The sequence below is a fragment of the Oleiphilus sp. HI0043 genome (assembly GCF_001634935.1).
In genome coordinates this window covers 1-19,177 of record NZ_LWEY01001567.1, presented here as the reverse complement: position 1 = coordinate 19,177, position 19,177 = coordinate 1, and the positions used below count along the sequence as shown (strand labels likewise).

The 19,177-nt window shown below is 45.3% G+C and carries 16 protein-coding genes; 9 read left to right on the top strand and 7 right to left on the bottom strand.

Translation table 11 applies throughout. From position 1 onward, the window contains the following. Positions 1-86 precede the first annotated feature (86 nt). Positions 87-329, top strand: a complete 243-nt coding sequence (locus A3729_RS23390) for an Arc family DNA-binding protein (RefSeq protein WP_082865296.1) — start codon at positions 87-89, stop codon at positions 327-329. Between the two features lie 63 nt (positions 330-392). On the opposite strand, the gene A3729_RS23385 is transcribed toward A3729_RS23390, so the two are convergent. Then, complete coding sequence (locus tag A3729_RS23385; protein ID WP_068511303.1) at positions 393-599, bottom strand: twin transmembrane helix small protein; 207 nt, start codon at positions 597-599, stop codon at positions 393-395. 147 nt (positions 600-746) lie between these two features. Between A3729_RS23385 and A3729_RS23380 the strand changes: the two genes are divergently transcribed. The 6 genes from A3729_RS23380 (at position 747) to A3729_RS23355 (ending at position 11,475) form a co-directional block, all read left to right on the top strand. Then, a complete protein-coding gene (locus A3729_RS23380) occupies positions 747-1,424 on the top strand; it encodes an SURF1 family protein (RefSeq protein ID WP_068553874.1) in 678 nt (225 codons plus the stop codon). A 10-nt stretch (positions 1,425-1,434) separates the two neighbouring features. Continuing rightward, entirely contained in the window at positions 1,435-2,091 is a 657-nt protein-coding gene (locus A3729_RS23375) for a hypothetical protein (RefSeq protein ID WP_068511308.1), read from the top strand. 54 nt (positions 2,092-2,145) lie between these two features. Further along, entirely contained in the window at positions 2,146-3,156 is a 1,011-nt protein-coding gene (locus tag A3729_RS23370) for a heme A synthase (RefSeq protein WP_068511310.1), read from the top strand. A 130-nt stretch (positions 3,157-3,286) separates the two neighbouring features. Beyond that, the gene (gene cyoE, locus A3729_RS23365; RefSeq protein WP_068511312.1) at positions 3,287-4,195 is read left to right on the top strand and encodes a heme o synthase; all 909 of its coding nucleotides are present in this window, start codon (positions 3,287-3,289) and stop codon (positions 4,193-4,195) included. A gap of 111 nt (positions 4,196-4,306) precedes the next feature. Beyond that, the gene (gene trmA / locus A3729_RS23360; RefSeq protein WP_068553876.1) at positions 4,307-5,389 is read left to right on the top strand and encodes a tRNA (uridine(54)-C5)-methyltransferase TrmA; all 1,083 of its coding nucleotides are present in this window, start codon (positions 4,307-4,309) and stop codon (positions 5,387-5,389) included. Between the two features lie 272 nt (positions 5,390-5,661). Further along, the gene (locus tag A3729_RS23355) at positions 5,662-11,475 is read left to right on the top strand and encodes an invasin domain 3-containing protein (RefSeq protein WP_068634344.1); all 5,814 of its coding nucleotides are present in this window, start codon (positions 5,662-5,664) and stop codon (positions 11,473-11,475) included. A 16-nt stretch (positions 11,476-11,491) separates the two neighbouring features. On the opposite strand, the gene A3729_RS23350 is transcribed toward A3729_RS23355, so the two are convergent. From A3729_RS23350 to A3729_RS23330, 5 genes are all read right to left on the bottom strand, one after another. Then, entirely contained in the window at positions 11,492-12,361 is an 870-nt protein-coding gene (locus tag A3729_RS23350; protein ID WP_068511319.1) for a DMT family transporter, read from the bottom strand. A 22-nt stretch (positions 12,362-12,383) separates the two neighbouring features. Continuing rightward, complete coding sequence (rlmB, locus tag A3729_RS23345; RefSeq protein WP_068511320.1) at positions 12,384-13,121, bottom strand: 23S rRNA (guanosine(2251)-2'-O)-methyltransferase RlmB; 738 nt, start codon at positions 13,119-13,121, stop codon at positions 12,384-12,386. A gap of 6 nt (positions 13,122-13,127) precedes the next feature. Beyond that, positions 13,128-15,785, bottom strand: a complete 2,658-nt coding sequence (rnr, locus tag A3729_RS23340; RefSeq protein ID WP_068553715.1) for a ribonuclease R — start codon at positions 15,783-15,785, stop codon at positions 13,128-13,130. A 116-nt stretch (positions 15,786-15,901) separates the two neighbouring features. Further along, a complete protein-coding gene (locus A3729_RS23335; RefSeq protein ID WP_068553716.1) occupies positions 15,902-16,780 on the bottom strand; it encodes a class I SAM-dependent methyltransferase in 879 nt (292 codons plus the stop codon). A gap of 318 nt (positions 16,781-17,098) precedes the next feature. Next, entirely contained in the window at positions 17,099-17,626 is a 528-nt protein-coding gene (locus A3729_RS23330; RefSeq protein ID WP_068553717.1) for a DUF1439 domain-containing protein, read from the bottom strand. A 136-nt stretch (positions 17,627-17,762) separates the two neighbouring features. Here A3729_RS23330 and A3729_RS23325 point away from each other — a divergent pair, with 136 nt between their 5' ends. Both A3729_RS23325 and A3729_RS23320 read left to right on the top strand, forming a co-directional pair. Next, positions 17,763-18,170, top strand: coding sequence for a hypothetical protein (locus tag A3729_RS23325; RefSeq protein ID WP_068511328.1), 408 nt, complete (start codon positions 17,763-17,765; stop codon positions 18,168-18,170). A gap of 1 nt (position 18,171) precedes the next feature. After that, positions 18,172-18,753: an AAA family ATPase gene (locus tag A3729_RS23320; RefSeq protein WP_068511330.1), complete on the top strand. Its 582-nt coding sequence runs from the start codon at positions 18,172-18,174 to the stop codon at positions 18,751-18,753. 76 nt (positions 18,754-18,829) lie between these two features. On the opposite strand, the gene A3729_RS23315 is transcribed toward A3729_RS23320, so the two are convergent. Further along, positions 18,830-19,177 (bottom strand): MAPEG family protein (locus tag A3729_RS23315; protein WP_197476006.1); only part of this gene is annotated, 348 nt, incomplete at its 5' end.

Sequence of the window (19,177 nt, the reverse complement as noted above, 5' to 3'; positions counted from 1 at the left end):
CGGAAAGCCAACGGAATCCGTTGAGTGAAACAGCCGTAACATCATAATAGTAGCCATTAAATAAATATTTCATTATTGTGGTAATTATGAGCGACGAATACGGACACAGATTAAAAGCTTTTTCATTAAGAATGGAAAAAGAGCTTAGAAGAAAGCTTGAAGAACAAGCGAAACAGAATGGTCGAACCTTAACTTCGGAAATCAACCATCGCTTGGAAAACTCTCTTGATGAAAGCGAAAAAGAATCTGAACTAAAGAGTGTTGAAGAGTCACTAAGCTCTCTGCATGAAAAGTTAGATCACCTTTCAGCAAAAAGTTCAGATTCATAGATCAAGCCAACTTGTATACAAGTGAACGGTTACGTTCACTTGCGCCTGTTAGAAAGTAGCCCCTCAAAACTGGTTCGGTGCGATCAGCCCCAGATAATAGCCAGCAATTAATAGCACTAACAATGATATAGATAAAGATATGCGTACAGTCAGCGCAGTGAGCACTCGTGTATGCTGATTATCATCTTTACCTAAAAAGAAAGCGCCCGCACCAAGACTGACAAGAACCGCCAACAAGTTAATTAGTATTAGAATTTTATAAAAGCTCATGGGTCACCTTTTTTTAAGTCTTATTCTGATAGGCTTTGTTCTAGCTTCAGCGTAACAGAAAAATAATACTCAATGAACTGCGACTGACCATTAAATATGCCCTATTCTTTTCAGCCTAAGTTTTTCCTCTCTTTGTTTTGCACCCTAATGATGCTTGTTTTTTGTGCTTTGGGCCTTTGGCAATTGCAACGAGCTGATGAGAAACAGCAAACCCAATCCGAGCTTGAAGAATTGAGCATGCTGCCTCCCAGAAACTTAAACCTACAAAGCAACCATCTTAAATCGGCCTCCAAAGCCCTTGCGACGGGCCACTACCTAGTTAATGAGCAATTCTTATTAGACAATATTGTTCACAAGGGCAAACCAGGCTACTACCTAATGAGCCCTTTTTTACTAAGCAATCGAGATGAAGTTATTTTGGTGAACCGCGGATGGCTGGCCAAACAGCAAAACGGACTGCCTGAGTTCAAGACGCCAACTGAGCAATTAAGTTTACGCGGCATCCTCGCTCTACCACGCTCTAAGCCAGTCATCCTTGGGAGTATCGATCACCCTATTTCTGCTACGCCACCGCTGTGGTATTACATGGATATGGAAGTTTTTCAGCAGCAAAGCAGCTATAAAGCTCTTCCTTTAATTTTGCGACTTGCGCCCGAACCCGATTCAGATTTCGTGAGAGACTGGCCTAAATTCCAAGCAAAGTCCGGGATGCACATTGGCTATGCAATTCAGTGGTTTGTTTTCGCATTCTTTGTTTTAATAGCCCTTCTTGGTATTAATTTTAAAAGCAAAGCCAAACCTAATAAAAATAATAGTAACAACTAATGGTGATTAAATGAGCAACCCTTCGGTGCCAGTAAATAAGCCTTCTTTTGATAAGCCACAAAACCCCACCCTTTTTAAGCGCCTGGTTAATCCTCTAGTTATTATGCTGGTGCTGTTTGGCTTCCCTTATATCGCATCCTGGTATTTTATGAATAGCGAAGGTAGCTTTTCTGTGGGTGACTTAGGAAATCATGGACAATTAGTCTCCCCCGTTTTACCAATTGGCGAGTACTCACTCAAGACAAGCGCTGGCGAAATACTTTCGGATAAAAGTTTAGCCGGAAGCTGGCGTCTATTTACGGTGAGTTCATCCTGTGAACAATCTTGTCAGGATACGCTTTTAGTCATTCGACAAGCCAGGAAATCAACAGGAATAAACCGCAAGGTCGTCAAACCCATTCTATTACTAAAAACTCCCGAAGCATTAGCACCCTTTAAAGTAGACCTTACACAAGCCTTTCCTCAGTTAGCAACAGTGAGCTCGGACAGCCTTGATGCCAAAGTGCTGATCAACACATTTTCTCAAACACATGCTCAGGTCGAAAATAGTATTTTCATGGTCGACCCCTATAACAATCTAATGATGTATTACCCTGAGGGCGTGGAGCCAAAGCATTTAATGGAAGACTTAGAAAGGCTTTTAAAGGTTAATAAACCCAAGCTGTAATAAAAACATCTTTATTCATGATCAATACCCCTCAATAAAAATAATAGAGACGACATGAACAAACTCTTTTTCAGAATCAGCCTGGCCGCCTGTGCGCTGGCTTTATTTGTGATAGTGCTGGGCGCATACGTTCGTCTGTCTGATGCCGGATTGGGCTGTCCAGACTGGCCGGGATGTTATGGCACGCTCATTGCCCCAAGTGATAGCAATGACATTCAAGCTGCCAACGAAGCCTACCCGGAACGCCCATTTGAAGCCGACAAAGCCTGGAAGGAAATGATTCATCGTTACTTTGCCAGCACTTTGGGCTTATTAATCCTGGCAATGGCAGCTATTGCGATTAAGCGCAGAAAAGAACAAGGTCAGCAACTCACGCTTCCCCTAATTCTACTCGTAGTCGTCTGCTTTCAAGGCGCACTAGGGATGTGGACCGTCACCATGCTACTAAAACCCGCAATTGTTACGCTTCACTTGCTTGGGGGAATGTTAACTTTAGCCCTGCTTTGCTGGGCGATGCTAAGTGATCGACAACAAAAACCTGCTATCGTTTCCCGAGGCCTTAAGAACTGGGCCATATTGGCACTCGTCGTAGTCTATTGTCAGATAGCACTCGGGGGCTGGACCAGCACTAACTATGTCGCGCTTCATTGCTGGGATTTACCAACCTGCCAAGGTAAATGGTGGCCAAATACCGATTTCTCTGAAGGCTTTACAATTTGGCGAGAACTCGGTGTTGATTACGAAGGTGGTACGCTTTCGCTTGAAGCGGGTACGGCGGTTCATCTGACACACCGAATAGGAGCAGTAGTGACACTCCTAGTTGTCGGCACTTTTGCCCTTTTCCTGTTACGATTTTCAAAAGGCCCAGGCCAGCAAGGCACAAGAAACTTAGCCATTTTACTGTTAGTTCTCTTGTGCGCACAGATAAGCTTGGGCATATTGAATATCATACTGGTTCTTCCAACTGCGATAGCTGTCGCACATAATGGCGGTGCTGCATTATTATTGTTGACTATCGTCGCAATTAATCGGAAGCTAAGCACTGATAAACAAAAAAATACCTAGCATCTACGCTCAGTTTTCTTAAACAACGGTTCATAAAAGCTCAGGCAATGCTAGAAGAAAAACAACAAGGCATGTTTTATACAGCCGTTGTCTTGTGTGAAGAATATAAAAACAACAAAGAGAGTTCACAATGGCAAACACTACCGCACTTGCACCCGCAAGCGCCATATCATGGCGCCAGTACCTCGAGCTTTGTAAACCCAATGTGGTTTTACTTATTGTTTTTACCGCCATCGTTGGGATGCTTTTATCCTCCCCTGGCATGGTGCCCCTCGACACCTTATTCTTTGCCTCACTCGGCATAGGTATGGCTGCAGCTTCTGGCGCTGCAATCAATCACTGGGTGGATCAAAAAATTGATGCCACGATGGAGCGAACCAAGGGACGCCCCATTCCGACTGGAGGCCTGTCATCCAAGGCAGCTCTGAGTTTTGCGCTAAGTTTGTGCGTACTCTCTATGGCGATTTTACTTGCGACAACGAACCAGCTTACCGCGCTACTAACCTTCATCTGCGTTATTGGCTATGCGGTCATCTATACTATGTTTCTTAAACGCTCTACCCCGCACAATATCGTTTGGGGTGGTGCTGCCGGTGCTGCACCGCCGATTCTTGGCTGGGTCGCGATGACGGGTGAAGTTAACACCGAGGCCTTGTTATTATTTCTCATTATCTTTATTTGGACGCCACCACATTTCTGGGCACTGGCCATTCGCCGTCGCGATGATTATGCAAAAGTTGATGTCCCTATGCTTCCGGTGACTCATGGCATTCCTTTCACCAAGGTACAGGTATTACTTTATACTTGTATGCTTCTTGCCGTTACGCTGATACCCTTTGCCATACAAATGACCGGCTTAATCTATCTAGCCGGGGCGGTAGCCTTAGGGTTGGGCTTTATTTATCACGCTTATAAGCTATATCGCTGCAGTGCTGACCAACACGCAATGAAAACCTTTGCTTACTCAATATTCTACCTAACGGCCTTATTTGCATTTCTGCTCGTCGATCATTACATACGACTGGTAATACGCGGATAGAAACTGATTAGATTTCGCAAAGCGGCCAGTTCAACGTATAATACCTGCCCTTTTTCATTTCGCCCTATTTACGCATAGGGCTGTTCGGAACACTGACAGGTATTACGCTCCATGCAAGACTTTCAAATCGACCAATACGACTCCCTGTTGGACAACAAAGCCGCTCAAGTACGTGAGCAGTTCCTGCGTTTCTCTGCACCAGAATTGGAAGTCTTTGCCAGTGAAGTTGAAAATTTCCGCTTAAGGGCCGAATTCAAGATTTGGCACGAAGGCGAACGATGCTTCCATGCCATGTTTGAAAAAGGGACCAAGAACGCGCCAATTGAAATAACTCACTTCCCCATTGCTAGCAAAGCTATCACTGAGCTAATGCCTGTCATGATGGAAGAGATCAACCAGTCACCTCAACTCAAGCATCGCCTGTTTCAGCTTGAATACTTGAGTACACTTTCAGGTGAAATGCTGGTCACTCTGATTTATCACAAACAGTTAGATGAAATCTGGATAAAAGAAGCCAAGCGTTTGAAAGAAAAGCTTGGTATTCACATCATCGGCAGAGCCAGAAAGCTCAAACTTCTACTCGATCAAGACTATGTTATTGAAATACTAAACGTCGACGGAAAAGCACTTCGCTATAAACAAATTGAAGGTGGTTTTACTCAACCAAACGGCAAGATGAACGAAAAGATGCTCAGCTGGGCCCGAAGCTGTGTCGACGGCAATAAGGGAGATTTACTTGAACTCTATTGCGGCAACGGGAATTTCTCTATTGCTATGGCCGATAAATTCCGTCGTGTATTTGCTACAGAGATTAGCAAAACCTCAGTCAAAGCTGCCAATGACAATAAAGAAATGAACAGAATCGATAACGTTGACTTTGCTCGCGTTAGTGCCGAAGAGTTTACCGGGCACATGAACGGCATCCAAAAACGCCGTCGTTTGAAAGACCTCAACCTAGAAGAAACTGACTTTCAAACCGTACTCGTTGACCCTCCTCGCTCCGGCTTGGATGACGAGAGCTGCGAAATGATCAGCCAATACCCCAATATCGTCTACATTTCCTGTAATCCTGATACTTTGGAGCTAAACCTGGAACAGTTGAGCAAAACACATGAGATCAAACGCTTGGCGATGTTTGACCAGTTCCCCTATACCCACCACATTGAGTGCGGCGTTTACTTATCAAAAAAGTAGCCCTATAACATAATGAGCCTACCTAAAGCTGATGAGTTTTAAGAGAGGCCCGAAACTTGCATCATATCTTTGTGAGAAGTTATTAACGCTAATAATGTACACAAGTTTGCCGGTAATAGTCAGACCTTAGTCAAATCACGACAAAATAAGCTATCATCGGTAAACAGTCTGCATAGACATAGCGCTATAAGGTCAATATTCGACAAGCTCTAAACCAGAGCCTTGCTGTCACCTATTGATAAAATATACATAAAGTAAATATATACGGCCCTATGCAAATATCCGCTATTAACAAGAACCTTACCTGCTTGTACTGCCTTCTTGCTTTGTGTTTAGCAATGCTGTCTCCGTCTCTAAGCGCTGGTGACACCTACTACACAGATACAGACAACGAAGATAACGCAAGATCAGGAAGCTCTGATGATGACATAGGTCGTATTCTTTCTGACACGTCGTTGAACTACCCGATAGAGTTCAACATAAACCTGACAGGCAGCCTTCCAAGCACCTCTGCCCAGCTTCTTATTAACGCTCACGACATCGATGAAGAATTAGGCCAAGAGGTGTCGATTTCTATAAACGGCAACGGCCTAGGGGACCTGTCCGGCGTCGCAGATGAGGACAGCACCAATATTTTTAACGTGCCAATCGGGCAAATAGTTTCCGGGAACAATATCGTCGAAGTCACCATAGCAAACCCTTGGGCCACTCGAGTCAATTGGGGACAATTACTTATCGATGAAGGGGATGATGATAGCTCTGAATTCATCAATATTAGCCTGTCCTCTATTGATATAGATAGTGGCACAGTTACTTTAAACCTAGATACCGAAGTACTCACAACCAGAGAGGGTGGCTACCGGCTAGAAGTAAACCTTATCGACCAGAGCGGCAACATGCACAGCCAAGCCACCGAAGACTTTCCAGGGCTTGTAGGGCAAACTCAGACTAGAACAAATAGTGTTTCATATCAGTTAGATGAACCGAGTGGCAACTTTCTAATTGAAGCTCACCTGTTTTTCCAGGAAAGCGGCTTTGACCTTCAGCAAGATTATGCCTCCACAACGTATTCACACATACAAGACTCCGGGCCTGATCAACTTCCTGCCAACGCAAATTTTTCACTTATCTCTGCAAATAATGCAAGCATCGTCGCCAATGGTAGTGCCACCACTACAATCACTCTGGATGGCTACGACCTAAGCAACAGACCAACGGCAGTAAGCGGCCAAACAGTGTTATTTTTCACGACAGCGGGGTCCATAAGCACAAGCACCGACAATGGAGATGGTAGCTACAGCGCAACGCTTACCGCACCTATTAGTATTGGCACAGCAACTATCAGCGCAACACTTGATGGTGCAACCGTTAGCGATACAGCGGCTGTCTCCTTGATTGCAGATACGCCTTCCATAGCGACCTCTCGCATCAATGCCGATACTGCTAGCCTGCCAGCAAGTGGCCTGGACACGAGCGTCATTACCGTTCAGCTTTCAGATATAAACAATAATGATTTGGCACGCGGTGGAAACAGTGTCGACATTACAGCCGATATTGGCAGCGTCGGGCCGGTCACCGATCTTGGCAATGGAAGCTACACTGCAGTTTTAACGAGCAGTACGACTGTCGGGACAGCCACCATCAGTGCAAGTCTTGAGGGAAGTACAATTGTGGATACAACCAGTGTTGAGTTCACCCCACTACCCGCCTCCATGAGCGATACTTTAATCACCGCTACGCCAAACACGCTAACGGCTGATGGAAGCACTACTTCAACTATTTTGCTCCAGGCTATTAACGTGCTTGGTAACGGATTAAACTCAGGCGGCAGTACCGTTAGTTTCGCGGCCAGTATGGGCAGTATCGGTGATGTCACCGACTTGAATGACGGTTTTTATAGCGCAACCTACACCTCCCCCACCAATACCGGTGTCGCGATCATTAGCGCCACCTTTGATGGTGAAGATGTTATTGACACTGAAATGATCAACCTTCAGGCAGGAGCGCTACTCGCCTCTAGCGGCGTTATTACCAGTCTCGATGCTGCCGTCATCGCTAATGGCTCCAATACTACAACTATCACAGTTCAAGGAAGCGACGTCTTTGGCAATAGTGTCGAAGTGGGTGGCGCCACGGTTACTTTAAATACCAATTTTGGTAGTTTAGGCGCGGTAAGCGATATGGGAGATGGCCGCTATAACGCGACTCTACTGGCTCCAGCCACAACAGGCACGGCAGTGATTACTGGGACTATGAATGGCCAAAGCCTTGTCGATACCGCAACCGTTCAATTTGTACCGGGCCCGGCAAGCTACCTGAACAGCACACTAAACTCATCATCACCTGTTCTGACGGCTAACGGCAGCGACACCGCCACCCTCACACTTCAAGCCATTGACCTGACTGGGAACTATCTTACTTCCGGTGGTGACACCGTCATTATTAACTCAACTGCCGGCAGCCATAGCTCCGTGAACGATTTAGGTGACGGCACTTATCAAGTCATCTTTACCGCAGATGAAACAAGGGGCGTCGCAGTAATCACAGCAGAGTTAAACGGTGTACAGCTCTCCGATACCGCAAGCATATCTATGATTCCCGGTAATGCCGACTACTCTAACAGTCAAGTTAACAGCAGTCTGAGCCAAATTGTTGCAGACGGCCAAACCCTTAGCCAAATCACTGTCGAAGCAATTGATGAGCATGGCAATGCTCTAACAAACGGAGGAGATATTGTCACCATTTCCAGTACCTTAGGCAGTGTTGGTGATGTGACAGATTTAGGCGATGGTCGATATCAAGCCTCGCTACAAAGTGACACCACGGTCGGTACCGCGACAGTATCCGCGACGATCAACTTCTCGGAAATTGCTGATGTTGCCTTAGTATCGTTCATGTCGCCCCCCACTATCGATGATCTGGCAAGCCCGTCGCCTTTACCTACTTTAACGGGAACATTTCCTCAGATGACCGGAGCAAGCTTTTCAGTCGGCGTCAATCATATCAACTACACACTCGGCGATGGCAACCTAAGCTCAGACGGTTCAAATTGGAGTCTTACTATTCCAACCGGAAATGAGCTAGCCGATGGGACTTATGATGTCACAGCGCAAATCACCGATATCGCCTCACAGATAAGCTCTGATACCTCGATTAGCGAACTTCTTATTGATACTGTAGTACCCACAATTTCATTAAATATTTTGCGCTCAGCTGATAGCAGCAATATCCTAACGTTTCCGGTCTCAGGTCGCTGCACAGAAACAATCGACACTATTACTATCACCGTTACTGATGGACGTTCAAACTCTGTCAGCGAAAGCGATATGAGCTGCTCTCCCGCTACCTCAAACGAAGGTAGCTTCAGCACTGAAATTAACCTAAGCAGCCTTCAAGACGGCGACATCACTATTAATGCAAGTATCGCTGATCGAGCTGGAAACCAGGCAACTGACCAAGATAGTGTTAGTAAAACCGCTTGTGCCCCAGATAATACTGTTGAAATTTGTGATAACGATAGCGATGGTATTTCAAACGGTGACGAGATAAGCCTGGGTCTCGACCCTGATTACTACGATAGTGATGGTGACGGCATTAGTGATCTTGAAGAGCTAGGGGCCGATCTCAGTTCACCATTTGACTCGGATGGAGATGGCATTCTCGATGCCTTGGATACTGACTCGGATAATGATGGCATTAACGATGCTGGAGAGCTGGGAAGCGACCCAAACCTTCCTCAAGATAGTGACAACGACGGCACACCTGACTATCGAGATCGAGACTCAGACAATGACCATATTCCTGATTATCTCGAACATAAGTTTGTAGCTGAAGATTTTGATAATGACTCTATCCTCAACCACCTTGATTTGGACAGTGATGGAGATGGCCTCCCCGGTGCCATTGAAAATGGCGTCGCATTGCACCTCGACTCGGATGACGATGGTATCGATAACGGCTTTGACGTCGACCTGACTGGAGGAGAAGACCTCAACCTGGATGGTATTGATGACGCGATAAGTCTTTTGGATAGCGATGGCGATAATAGCTACAACATCTTTGACCTGGACAGTGACAACGATGGTATGAATGATGAACTTGAAGCTGAGTTAACTGCCAGCTTAGACAGTGATGGTGACGGTATCAATGACGCCTACGATGTTGACAGCACCGGGGGCATCGATACCAACCTGGATGGTATCGACGATATCATTAACCCACCAGACACTGACGATGACGGCTTTCCGGATTATATCGATCTCGATAGTGACAATGACGGTTTTACAGACGTGGTGGAATCAGGTGGTACCGATAACAGCCCTATTGACGGTATTCATGACACTCCCGATTCGCAAACAAGCTCACCTACCGATACTGATGGCGACGGTTTGCCCAACCACCTTGAGCTTGAAAGTGGTGATAGCACAAATGATGGTAATGGGCCTTTCGACATTGATAACCTGATCGTGCCAATCCTCGATGCCGACCAGGATGGGCAAATCGACCCAATGAGCGATACCGATGGCGATGGCATTCTCGACAGTGTCGATGAAGACCCGACCAACTTTGGCTCATCCATAGACATTGATGGTGACAGTATCACTAACTCTGACGATCTAGACGATGATAATGATGGTATTCCTGACATTATTGAAGGGGACTTCACTGTCGATACCGATGCTGACGGACAACCTGATAAAATTGATTTGGATAGTGACAATGATGGTTTAACTGATATAAGAGAGTCGAATTCAGGACTAATTGATCTGGACAGCAACGGTGTAATCGATACAGTCGTTGATGCAAATGCAGATGGCCTAGACGATGCGATCACGTCAGCTTTTGCCGTGTCAGACACTGACAACGATGGTGTACCCGATTTTCAGGACCTTGACTCGGACAATGATGAAGTAACGGACCTTCAAGAAGCGAATCTTCCGGGTACGGACCTTAGTGAGATTGACAGCGACAATGACGGTATGGTTGACCTGCTATCATCATCGTCAGGCTTAAGCAGTCATGTTTTCTCTACGCTTATCGATAGCGATGAAGATGGAACTGAAAACTACCGGGACCGCGATAGCGACAATGACGGCTACCCTGACGGCCTGGAAAACGGTGACTTTGATAACAACGGGATTATCGACCTTGCCGAAGATGACGACACTGGTATTAGCACAGCCAAAAGTGGAACAGGTGGCACCATTAATCCCCATCTAGCATGGTTGCTGCTTTTACTTCCCTGGCTTTATAAGAGCTACAGAGCAATACAACACAAGCATGCTTTCTGGATGGCGATAGTTTTTTTACCTCTGCTTATGCATGTAAATGATGCCTCGGCTGACAACAATAATCAGTGTGCTCAGGAGCTAAAATTTGACGATTTATCAGAACTCTTATTTCAACCCTGTTGGTATGTATCCGCCGGGCTAGGTTATAGCTACTTGGCCCCCTCTGGAGAAAGTAACGGCTGGTCAAGTAATGACAAAAGTAGTATTGGCTTTAGTTTCTTGGCTGGTCGCCATCTCAGTGAAAAATGGGCACTGGAGTTAGACTATTCTTTCCTGGGGGAAGCGGGCTTAAAAAATAGTAACCCCACCCTAAATGCAAGTCTAGATGCGGCGATTAGATACCGAGCCCCAAGTCTAATGATTGCATATCGATTCTTACCCCAATATAAGCCTTTCAATGCCCACTTCAAACTTGGGGGAACCTGGCTCAATACAGAAGCAACAGACTCGCGTATTGGCTATGAAGAAGAGTCAACTGTACAAGTTACCTGGGGAATCGGTGCTTACTACAGATTCACCGATAGTCCCTGGTTCATCAGCTTTGACTATACCAATCATGCCAAAGATGCTCGCTTCAGCGGCTTTCATATAGGCCGTTATTTTGGCTTCAAAAAACACATTCCTAAAGTGGAAAAAATCGTAAGAACCCCATTTGAGAATCTACAGCTCCAACTCGATTCAGACCAGGATGGCGTGATAGACAAACTCGATGAATGTCCGCTATCGGATCGTGGAGTCGAAGTTGATAAAACAGGGTGCTGTACTGAAAAAGCAGGCTGTATCAGGATTCAGTAGTAATCAATAACGATTATTAGTTCTGTTTCTCATGAGACTGCGCAAGTACAAAACCGAGAAGCATCAGTATAGCTCCCACAAAGCCGTACATACCTAAGACTTCATCGAATACCCAGTAACCAACCATTGCGCCAAAAACAGACTCCATCGAAAATATGATCGCTGCAATAAAGGGGTCTGCTTTCTTTAAAGCAAAGACCTGAAGTGTATACGCCATACCCACAACGAAGATGCCACTACACAAGGCCCAAAGATAAGCAGAGTTGAGACTAGCCATAGGGCCGCCCTCAAAGCTCAGGGAAAAAACTAAACTTAATAAAGCGCAGACAATAAATTGAAAAAGTGCGAGAACAAGCAAGTCATGCTTGCCCACCCAGAAACTGATAGCCCATAAGTGAAGAGCCCAAAAAACGGCTCCAGCAAGTGCCAAGCCATCACCTAAATAATTAAACTTTCCATCAAAACCGCTCAGTAAGGACAAGCCACACAGAGCAATCAAACCACCAATCCAGGTCAGTAAAGGGTAACTTTTCTTAAATAAGATACCGATAAGCGGGACAAGCGCGACATAAAAGCCGGTGATAAAAGCCACATTGGCGACTTTAGTATAGGCCAAGCTGATTTGCTGAAAAGCAGCGCCAGCCGTTAACAGTAGGCCTAAGCCTGCACCGGCGAGAATCGTTCTCTTATTAAGTAAGGCTGTACGCGAACTCTTCGAAGAAAAAATAAAGGGTAATAGCATCATGGCGCCAAAAGCAAAGCGCCAAAAATTGAAGGCAACGGGAGCCATACCCTCCAAGGCCAAACGCTGAGGTGCAAACCCCAGCCCCCATAGCAAAGCAACCAAGAGTAAAAGCAAATTGATAGGAGAGAAAAGTCGACTCATCAAAAGCCCTAAACGCTACTTTTTAAGCTTGCCGCTGTCGCAAAGCCTCGAACAAACAAATCCCTGTCGCAACGGAAACATTTAAGCTGCTAACACTCCCGATCATTGGAATTTTAGTAAGCTGGTCACAATGCTCTCGCGTCAGGCGACGCAGACCACTGCCTTCAGCACCCATTGCGATAGCAGCAGGGCCTTTAAGATCTGTTTGATAGATATTTTGCTCCGCTTCTCCGGCAGCACCCGTTATCCATACACCAAAGTTTTGTAACCACTTCATGGTACGGGCTAAGTTTGTCACTCGAATGACAGGCACATGCTCAGCGGCACCACAAGCCACCTTCTTTGCAGTGGCATTCAAGGGGGCGGACTTATCCTTCGGCACGATCACGGCATGGACACCCGCCGCATCAGCTGAACGTAAACATGCCCCCAGGTTATGAGGGTCAGTCACGGAATCCAGAATCAATAAAAACGGTGGTTCATCTAGCGCTGAGAGAATATCTTCAAGATCCCCTTCATGCTTCTCAACTTCCCCTTTAATAGTTGCCACAACACCTTGGTGACGACCGCTGACCAACTTGTCTAATTCCTTCCGAGGCACATAGTCACAAGAGAGCCCTTTAGACTGAAGCAAGCGAATAAGCTTTGATAAGCGCTGGTCGTCCCTACCCTGCTGTACCAATACAGAGATAACCGAATCGGCCTCTTTTTGCACTAGGGCCTCAACTGCATGCAAACCAAATACGGTTTCTTGATTCATTAACTCTTAACCTTTTGTTTTAACTTTGCGCTTTCTAATTGCTGGCGTCACCGGCTCTGAATTAGCGTCTGATTTTACCTTGTTAATTTTCTTTAAGGGCTTTTTTACTTGCTTGCTTTTTAAAGCTTCTAGCTTGCTTGGCTTGCGCTTTAAAGGCTGGCTAGATTTAAGCTCTTGAGGCTCTTCTGTCTTCAACTCTGAAGAAGACTTCGGCTTTCTTGACTTGGCTTTTACCGGACGCTCGGTTTTCTTTCTTGCGCCATTTCGGGATTTAACCTTAGGTTTATCACTTCCCTGACGTCTATCCGCTTCTTTACGCCGCTCACCTGCCTTCCGCTTGTCCTGACTGTCGCGCTTGCTACCGCTTTTGGGCTTACCTTTCTTAGGGCGCAATTTGTCACGTGACTTGGAACTTGAGCTCACTAGAACCAGGTCAACCTTGCGCTCTTCCAGATTGATGTTTGAGACCTGAACAAGCACCCTATCACCCAGACCAAAGCGCTTACCTGAGCGTTCACCGATCAGGCGATGCTTCGCTGCATCAAATTGATAATAATCACTGTCTAAAGTCGAGACATGAACTAGACCTTCAGCATATAAATCAGCTAGCTCTACAAAGAAGCCAAAGCCCGTCACGGCAGAGATAATACCCTCAAACTCCTCACCCAAGTGTTGCTGTAGGTACTCACACTTAAGCCAGCTCATTACATCACGCGTCGCCTCATCAGCACGTCGCTCAGCCATCGAGCAGTGTTCACCAAGAACCAGCATTTTCGCTAGGTCATATGGGTATTTATACGCTTTTCTTAACTCAGGAGCCTGAGCATCCGCAGCAATACCTACGTCGTCAAAATCATTATTCTTAGCAGAATAAATAACAGACTTGATAGCACGGTGAACTAATAGATCAGGATAACGCCTGATAGGTGAAGTAAAGTGAGCGTAGTGTTCATAAGCCAAACCAAAGTGACCTTTCTCTTCAGGCCCATAGACTGCTTGGCTCATAGAGCGTAATAAGACGGTTTGTAGAACGCTGAAGTCAGGACGATCCTGAATATCCGCCATAATTTGTTGGTAGTCAGAAGGCGATGGATCTTCACCGCCCATCAACTGCAAACCTTGTTCACCTAGAAATGAACGCACATTCTCTAGTTTTTGTGCTGTCGGCCCCTCGTGAATTCGATACAAGGTTGGTAGCTTATGGCGCGATAAAAACTCTGCTGTCGCTACATTTGCACAGAGCATGCACTCTTCTATGATTTTATGAGCATCATTACGCTCAGTTGGTACAATCGCATCAATTTTTCGTTCATCACCAAAAATAATTCTGGTTTCAACCGTTTCAAAATCAATAGCACCACGATCTTTACGACGACTGACCAGCACTTGGTATAAACCATACAGTTCGTGCAGCTCGGGAAGTCGATCAGCAAAATCTTCACAAAGTTGAATGCCATCACTTGAGTCGGGCTCTTCCAGAATGGTTCCAACCTGGTTATAGGTCAAACGCGCGTGGCTGTGCATTACCCCTTCGTAAAAACGACTCTTAAGGACTGAACCTTCAGCGTTAATATCCATTTCGCAGACCATACATAAGCGGTCAACTCTAGGATTAAGGGAACACAAACCATTAGATAAAACCTCAGGCAACATCGGCACAACATGGTCGGGAAAATAAACCGAGGTTGCGCGGTTATTTGCTTCGACATCCAACGGTGACTCAGGGCGTACATAGTGGCTAACATCAGCGATCGCAACATAGAGCTTCCAGCCGCTTCCATTTCGTTGACAATACACAGCATCGTCAAAGTCTCGCGCATCTTCGCCATCAATCGTAACAAGGGGCAAATGCCTGATATCAATACGCCCGGCTTTGTCACTATCGAGAACTTCTGATTTGAGTGTATCGACAGTTTGTTGAACTTCAGGCGGCCACTCAAAAGGAATATTATAGGAACGAATCGCTACTTCGATTTCCATACCAGGAGCCATGTGGTCTCCTAATACTTCAATTACCTGACCGGTCGCGTGCGTGCGTTTAGTCGGATGTTGCAATATCTTAACCACGACATATTGGCCATGCTTGGCTTCAGCCGTATGATCAGAGTCAATTAGAACCTGTTGGGTAATGCGGTTATTTTCAACTTCGACAAATACGATGTTGCCTTCACGATATAAACGTCCAACCAATTGTTCGGTATTTCGTTCCAGGACATCCACAATAACCGCATGACGTTTACCACGATGATCTTCCCTATCTGCGCGTACTAGCACCCGATCGCCATCAAACACCATCTGCATCTGACGAGCCGATAAGTAAAGGTCATCACCGCCTTCATCAAGCTTTACAAAGCCAAAACCATCACGGTGACCTATGACCACACCTTTAAGCAAGTTAACGCGAGAAACCGGTAGATATCGATCACCCCGGTTACGCACTAGTTGGCCGTCTCGCGACATAGCAATAAGACGCCGACGAAGAGCTTCAATTGAATCATCATCTTTCAATGACAGCTCTTCAACTAGTTCAGGATGAGTGGCCGGAGCGTTGCGCGCATCCAGATGAGAAAGAATAAACTCTCGACTGGGAATAGGATTTTCGTATTTCTGCGCTTCGCGATCCTTATGAGGATCTTGCGTGGCTTTACTGGTCTTTTTTGTCATGTGTCCGCACTAAGAACTAATAATTGGGAAAATCACTGAACGCTAGTTAGCTTCAGATTCCCAAAAAGGGAACTGTCCGCTGCCGAACAGTTTAAATTTAGCGCAGAGTATAGCCTTTATAGAGCAATATGTAGATACATATTCACTTTTGCCGGGTCTTGAACAACATGCATTTGAGAGCGTTTAAGGCCGCAACAGGTCGCCAAGTATGTCATATGCGCTTCACTTCTGGGGTTTACATGCCAGTCAAGGAAGTCCATATAGGGCTGGCTAGCGTTATTAGTGCTCAAATTAGCAATGACGATTTCACTTCCCTTTCGCGTATGGCTCATTAGCTTTTCCAAGGTTAGCTTAAACGAGGCATCGTTCAAGTAATCAAATAACCCTTCTGACCAAATCAGGTCATACTTTTCATCGCTTTCAATATCTTGGACTCCGCCATGTGCAAAGCCAACCTGATCACTATACTTACGACACAGGATACTAGCGTAATCTAAAGCCTTCCAGGACTGATCAATGCATAAAAAAGACGAGTCGCTTTTATACTGCCCCAAGTAATCCGCGATAGAGCGGGAAGAACCTGAAGCGATATTTAGGACATTCATACCTTGCTGATGCTGTTCCGCAGCAGCCATTACGTCAACGAAGTAGCGCTGGCTATGTTGAAAGGCCGAAACAAAAGCCTGACTATTCCAGAACTGATCCCAGTTCCTTAAGTCTGTCTTGGGTGTAAGAAAGTGACCGTAAATACGTTCTAATAATTCAAAGTCGCCAGCATAGCCATTGGGTTTTCGATACGCCAAGCCTTGCATAGTATCGAAACTTAGCGCCTTGCCCATCAAGTCTTCTTTATAGTCTGGCCCATAGTAATTAAATTCTCCTCGGCTCTTTGCCTGATTAAAATCAACCAAAGCTTGTTTTAATGCTGGGTACTGATCAGGCTCTGGGCCACCAGCATTCACAAGATCCTGCAAATAAAGTACGGATGTATTCATACTTTTGACCTCACTAAGAAAGTAACAAATAAATGGTCATATCACTGCCCTGCTTCACAAACCTAAAGCAAATACGGACGAACATAGATACCTATGACCGTGAAATTCCTATATCTCTCCATTCTGAAGAAAAAAATTAGAACAAAAAAACCAATTTACAGAGATATAGACGGACAAAACGCAGAAATAGTCACAATTATTTTATTTTTCTTTTTTATTCAGACAGTTAGCTAGATGTCAGCCATGACATCTAGCTCTTTCGTAGGCAGAGGGTTCGCCCCTCAAAATTCGGAGCTCAGTAGAAGCCGGAGGTCATATTTAAAACATGCCTAATGTAATCAATAGTTTATGATCTCTAACCTTGATAGACTTCAAAGTAGATTTTGCTAATTGGTGCTTAGCATCATCGTCACGTAAGCGATAGACAGGAAGCTTCTCGCTAGCTTTAGACAGCACTAGCTCAGCCAGTTTGGCAATCTTTGGTGTTAGTTGTTTTGGCAATAAGTCGATCTCAAGGTCGACCAGTCGAGGTGAGTCTAAATAAAATTCCCCGCTATCCTGCTGGTAGCGGAGGGTACCGGCGATTTTACCTCTGCCACCACCTTTAAAGCCGCCTGGTGCGATGACATCAACATGCATAAAAAAGCCAACTTCATTACTGACGTTGATTAACTCCACTTTTGGCTCGGACAAGCGAACAGTAAAGAAGTACTGTTTCTTTTCTAAGGGCATCATCGCCTCAATCTTTTCTTGCAAGCTTCGTTCTGTCAGCTCAATGGTGTAGGTAAATCCTGAGGACATCTGGGAGAATGAAAACATAAGTAAGAATACAAAAATACGGGTCATAGTGAATGTGAGTTTACCTTAAGTACAGCAAATCATGCGAGCCTAAAAGAATCTGTAGCGATTCACTACAAACATTAGCTTTAAGCGTAGCAATCCGCTACAATCCAGATATCAACCTCAGTTTGGAGATTCTTTGATGGCTAAATCCAATTCCCCTATCCGTTTAGAAAGTGAACTTATGAAACAAGCCAAGTTAAGTGGTGAACTTAACAAGCGCTCAGTGGCTGAACAGATAGAATATTGGGCAGAAATAGGCCGCGGGGTTTCTGGTGTCGTAGACCCTGAAACACTCATTAAAGTAAACAGTGGTCTTGCAAAAATCAATGTAGAAGAAACGCATAATGTCGACATTGATGCTGACGATATATTCAGCAACCTGGAACAACAACGCGACTCAGGTTCTTTGATGAGAAACATCACCACTACCAATTATGCCTTTCAGGCCTCAAGTACTGATAAGGGCATGCTTGAAAGAATCGACCAACAAGGTAATGTCACCACCGGCTATTTTGAAAATGGCGTATTTATAGAATCTAGAGTATAAATTGAATAAAGAATCAAAACAGCTGTGGCTGCTCGCCGGAGGAAATGGCGCAGGAAAATCTACCTTTTATAGAACGCAGCTACAACCTCGTGATCTACCCTTCGTTAACGCCGATAATATCGCTCGCCAAGTATTCCCCGATGCGCCTGAAGCGCATAGCTATCAAGCCGCAGCCATCGCTGAGCGGCTCAGGAATGAGCTCTTGGAAGAAGGACGTAGTTTCTGTTTTGAAACCGTTTTCTCTCATCCCTCCAAAATCGACTTTGTAGGAAAAGCCAAAGCTCACGGTTACGAAGTAATTATCGTCTTCGTTCATCTTTCAACCCCCGAACTTAACAAAGCACGAATACAGCAAAGGATTGAAGAAGGCGGTCACGCAGTACCAGAAGATAAAGTCGTCAGCCGTATACCTCGCACCATGCAAAATATAAAAACAGCGCTAGTGCTGGCAGACAAAGCTTATCTCTTAGACAACTCTGACTACCTAAAGCCCTTCGATCTCGTTGCTCAGATCACGCAAGGATTAGTAACGAAAAAAGCAAACACCCTGCCCGATTGGGCGAGATTTCTACTAGAAAGTTAAAGCCTGATACACACGCCGCTAAGTCAGATAGCTCTGTCTTCAAACTAAGAGACTCTAAAATGCAGATGAGGGCCTATCAAACCGTCAGCGAAGTCACAAACATACCAATTAAACCAATCAGACTAATAACAAAACCAATACTCCGGGCCAAGGCTATATTCGCGTAATAGCACAACATATGCATCACACGCCCAGCAAAATAGGTCACAGAAAACGCGTCGATATAGCTTGCATCGGCACCACTATAAACAGCAAACAAAGCAAACAGGATAAATACCGCGATCGTCTCATTGGTATTTGAATAAGTACGAGAGGCTCGAAATAAAAATCTAGCGTGATCAGCTTCGACGGGATAACCCGGTGTATGTTTCAATTTAATTGATGCTGCGTCAGAAACAAGTATTTGGGTGAGCAGCAATAAGCC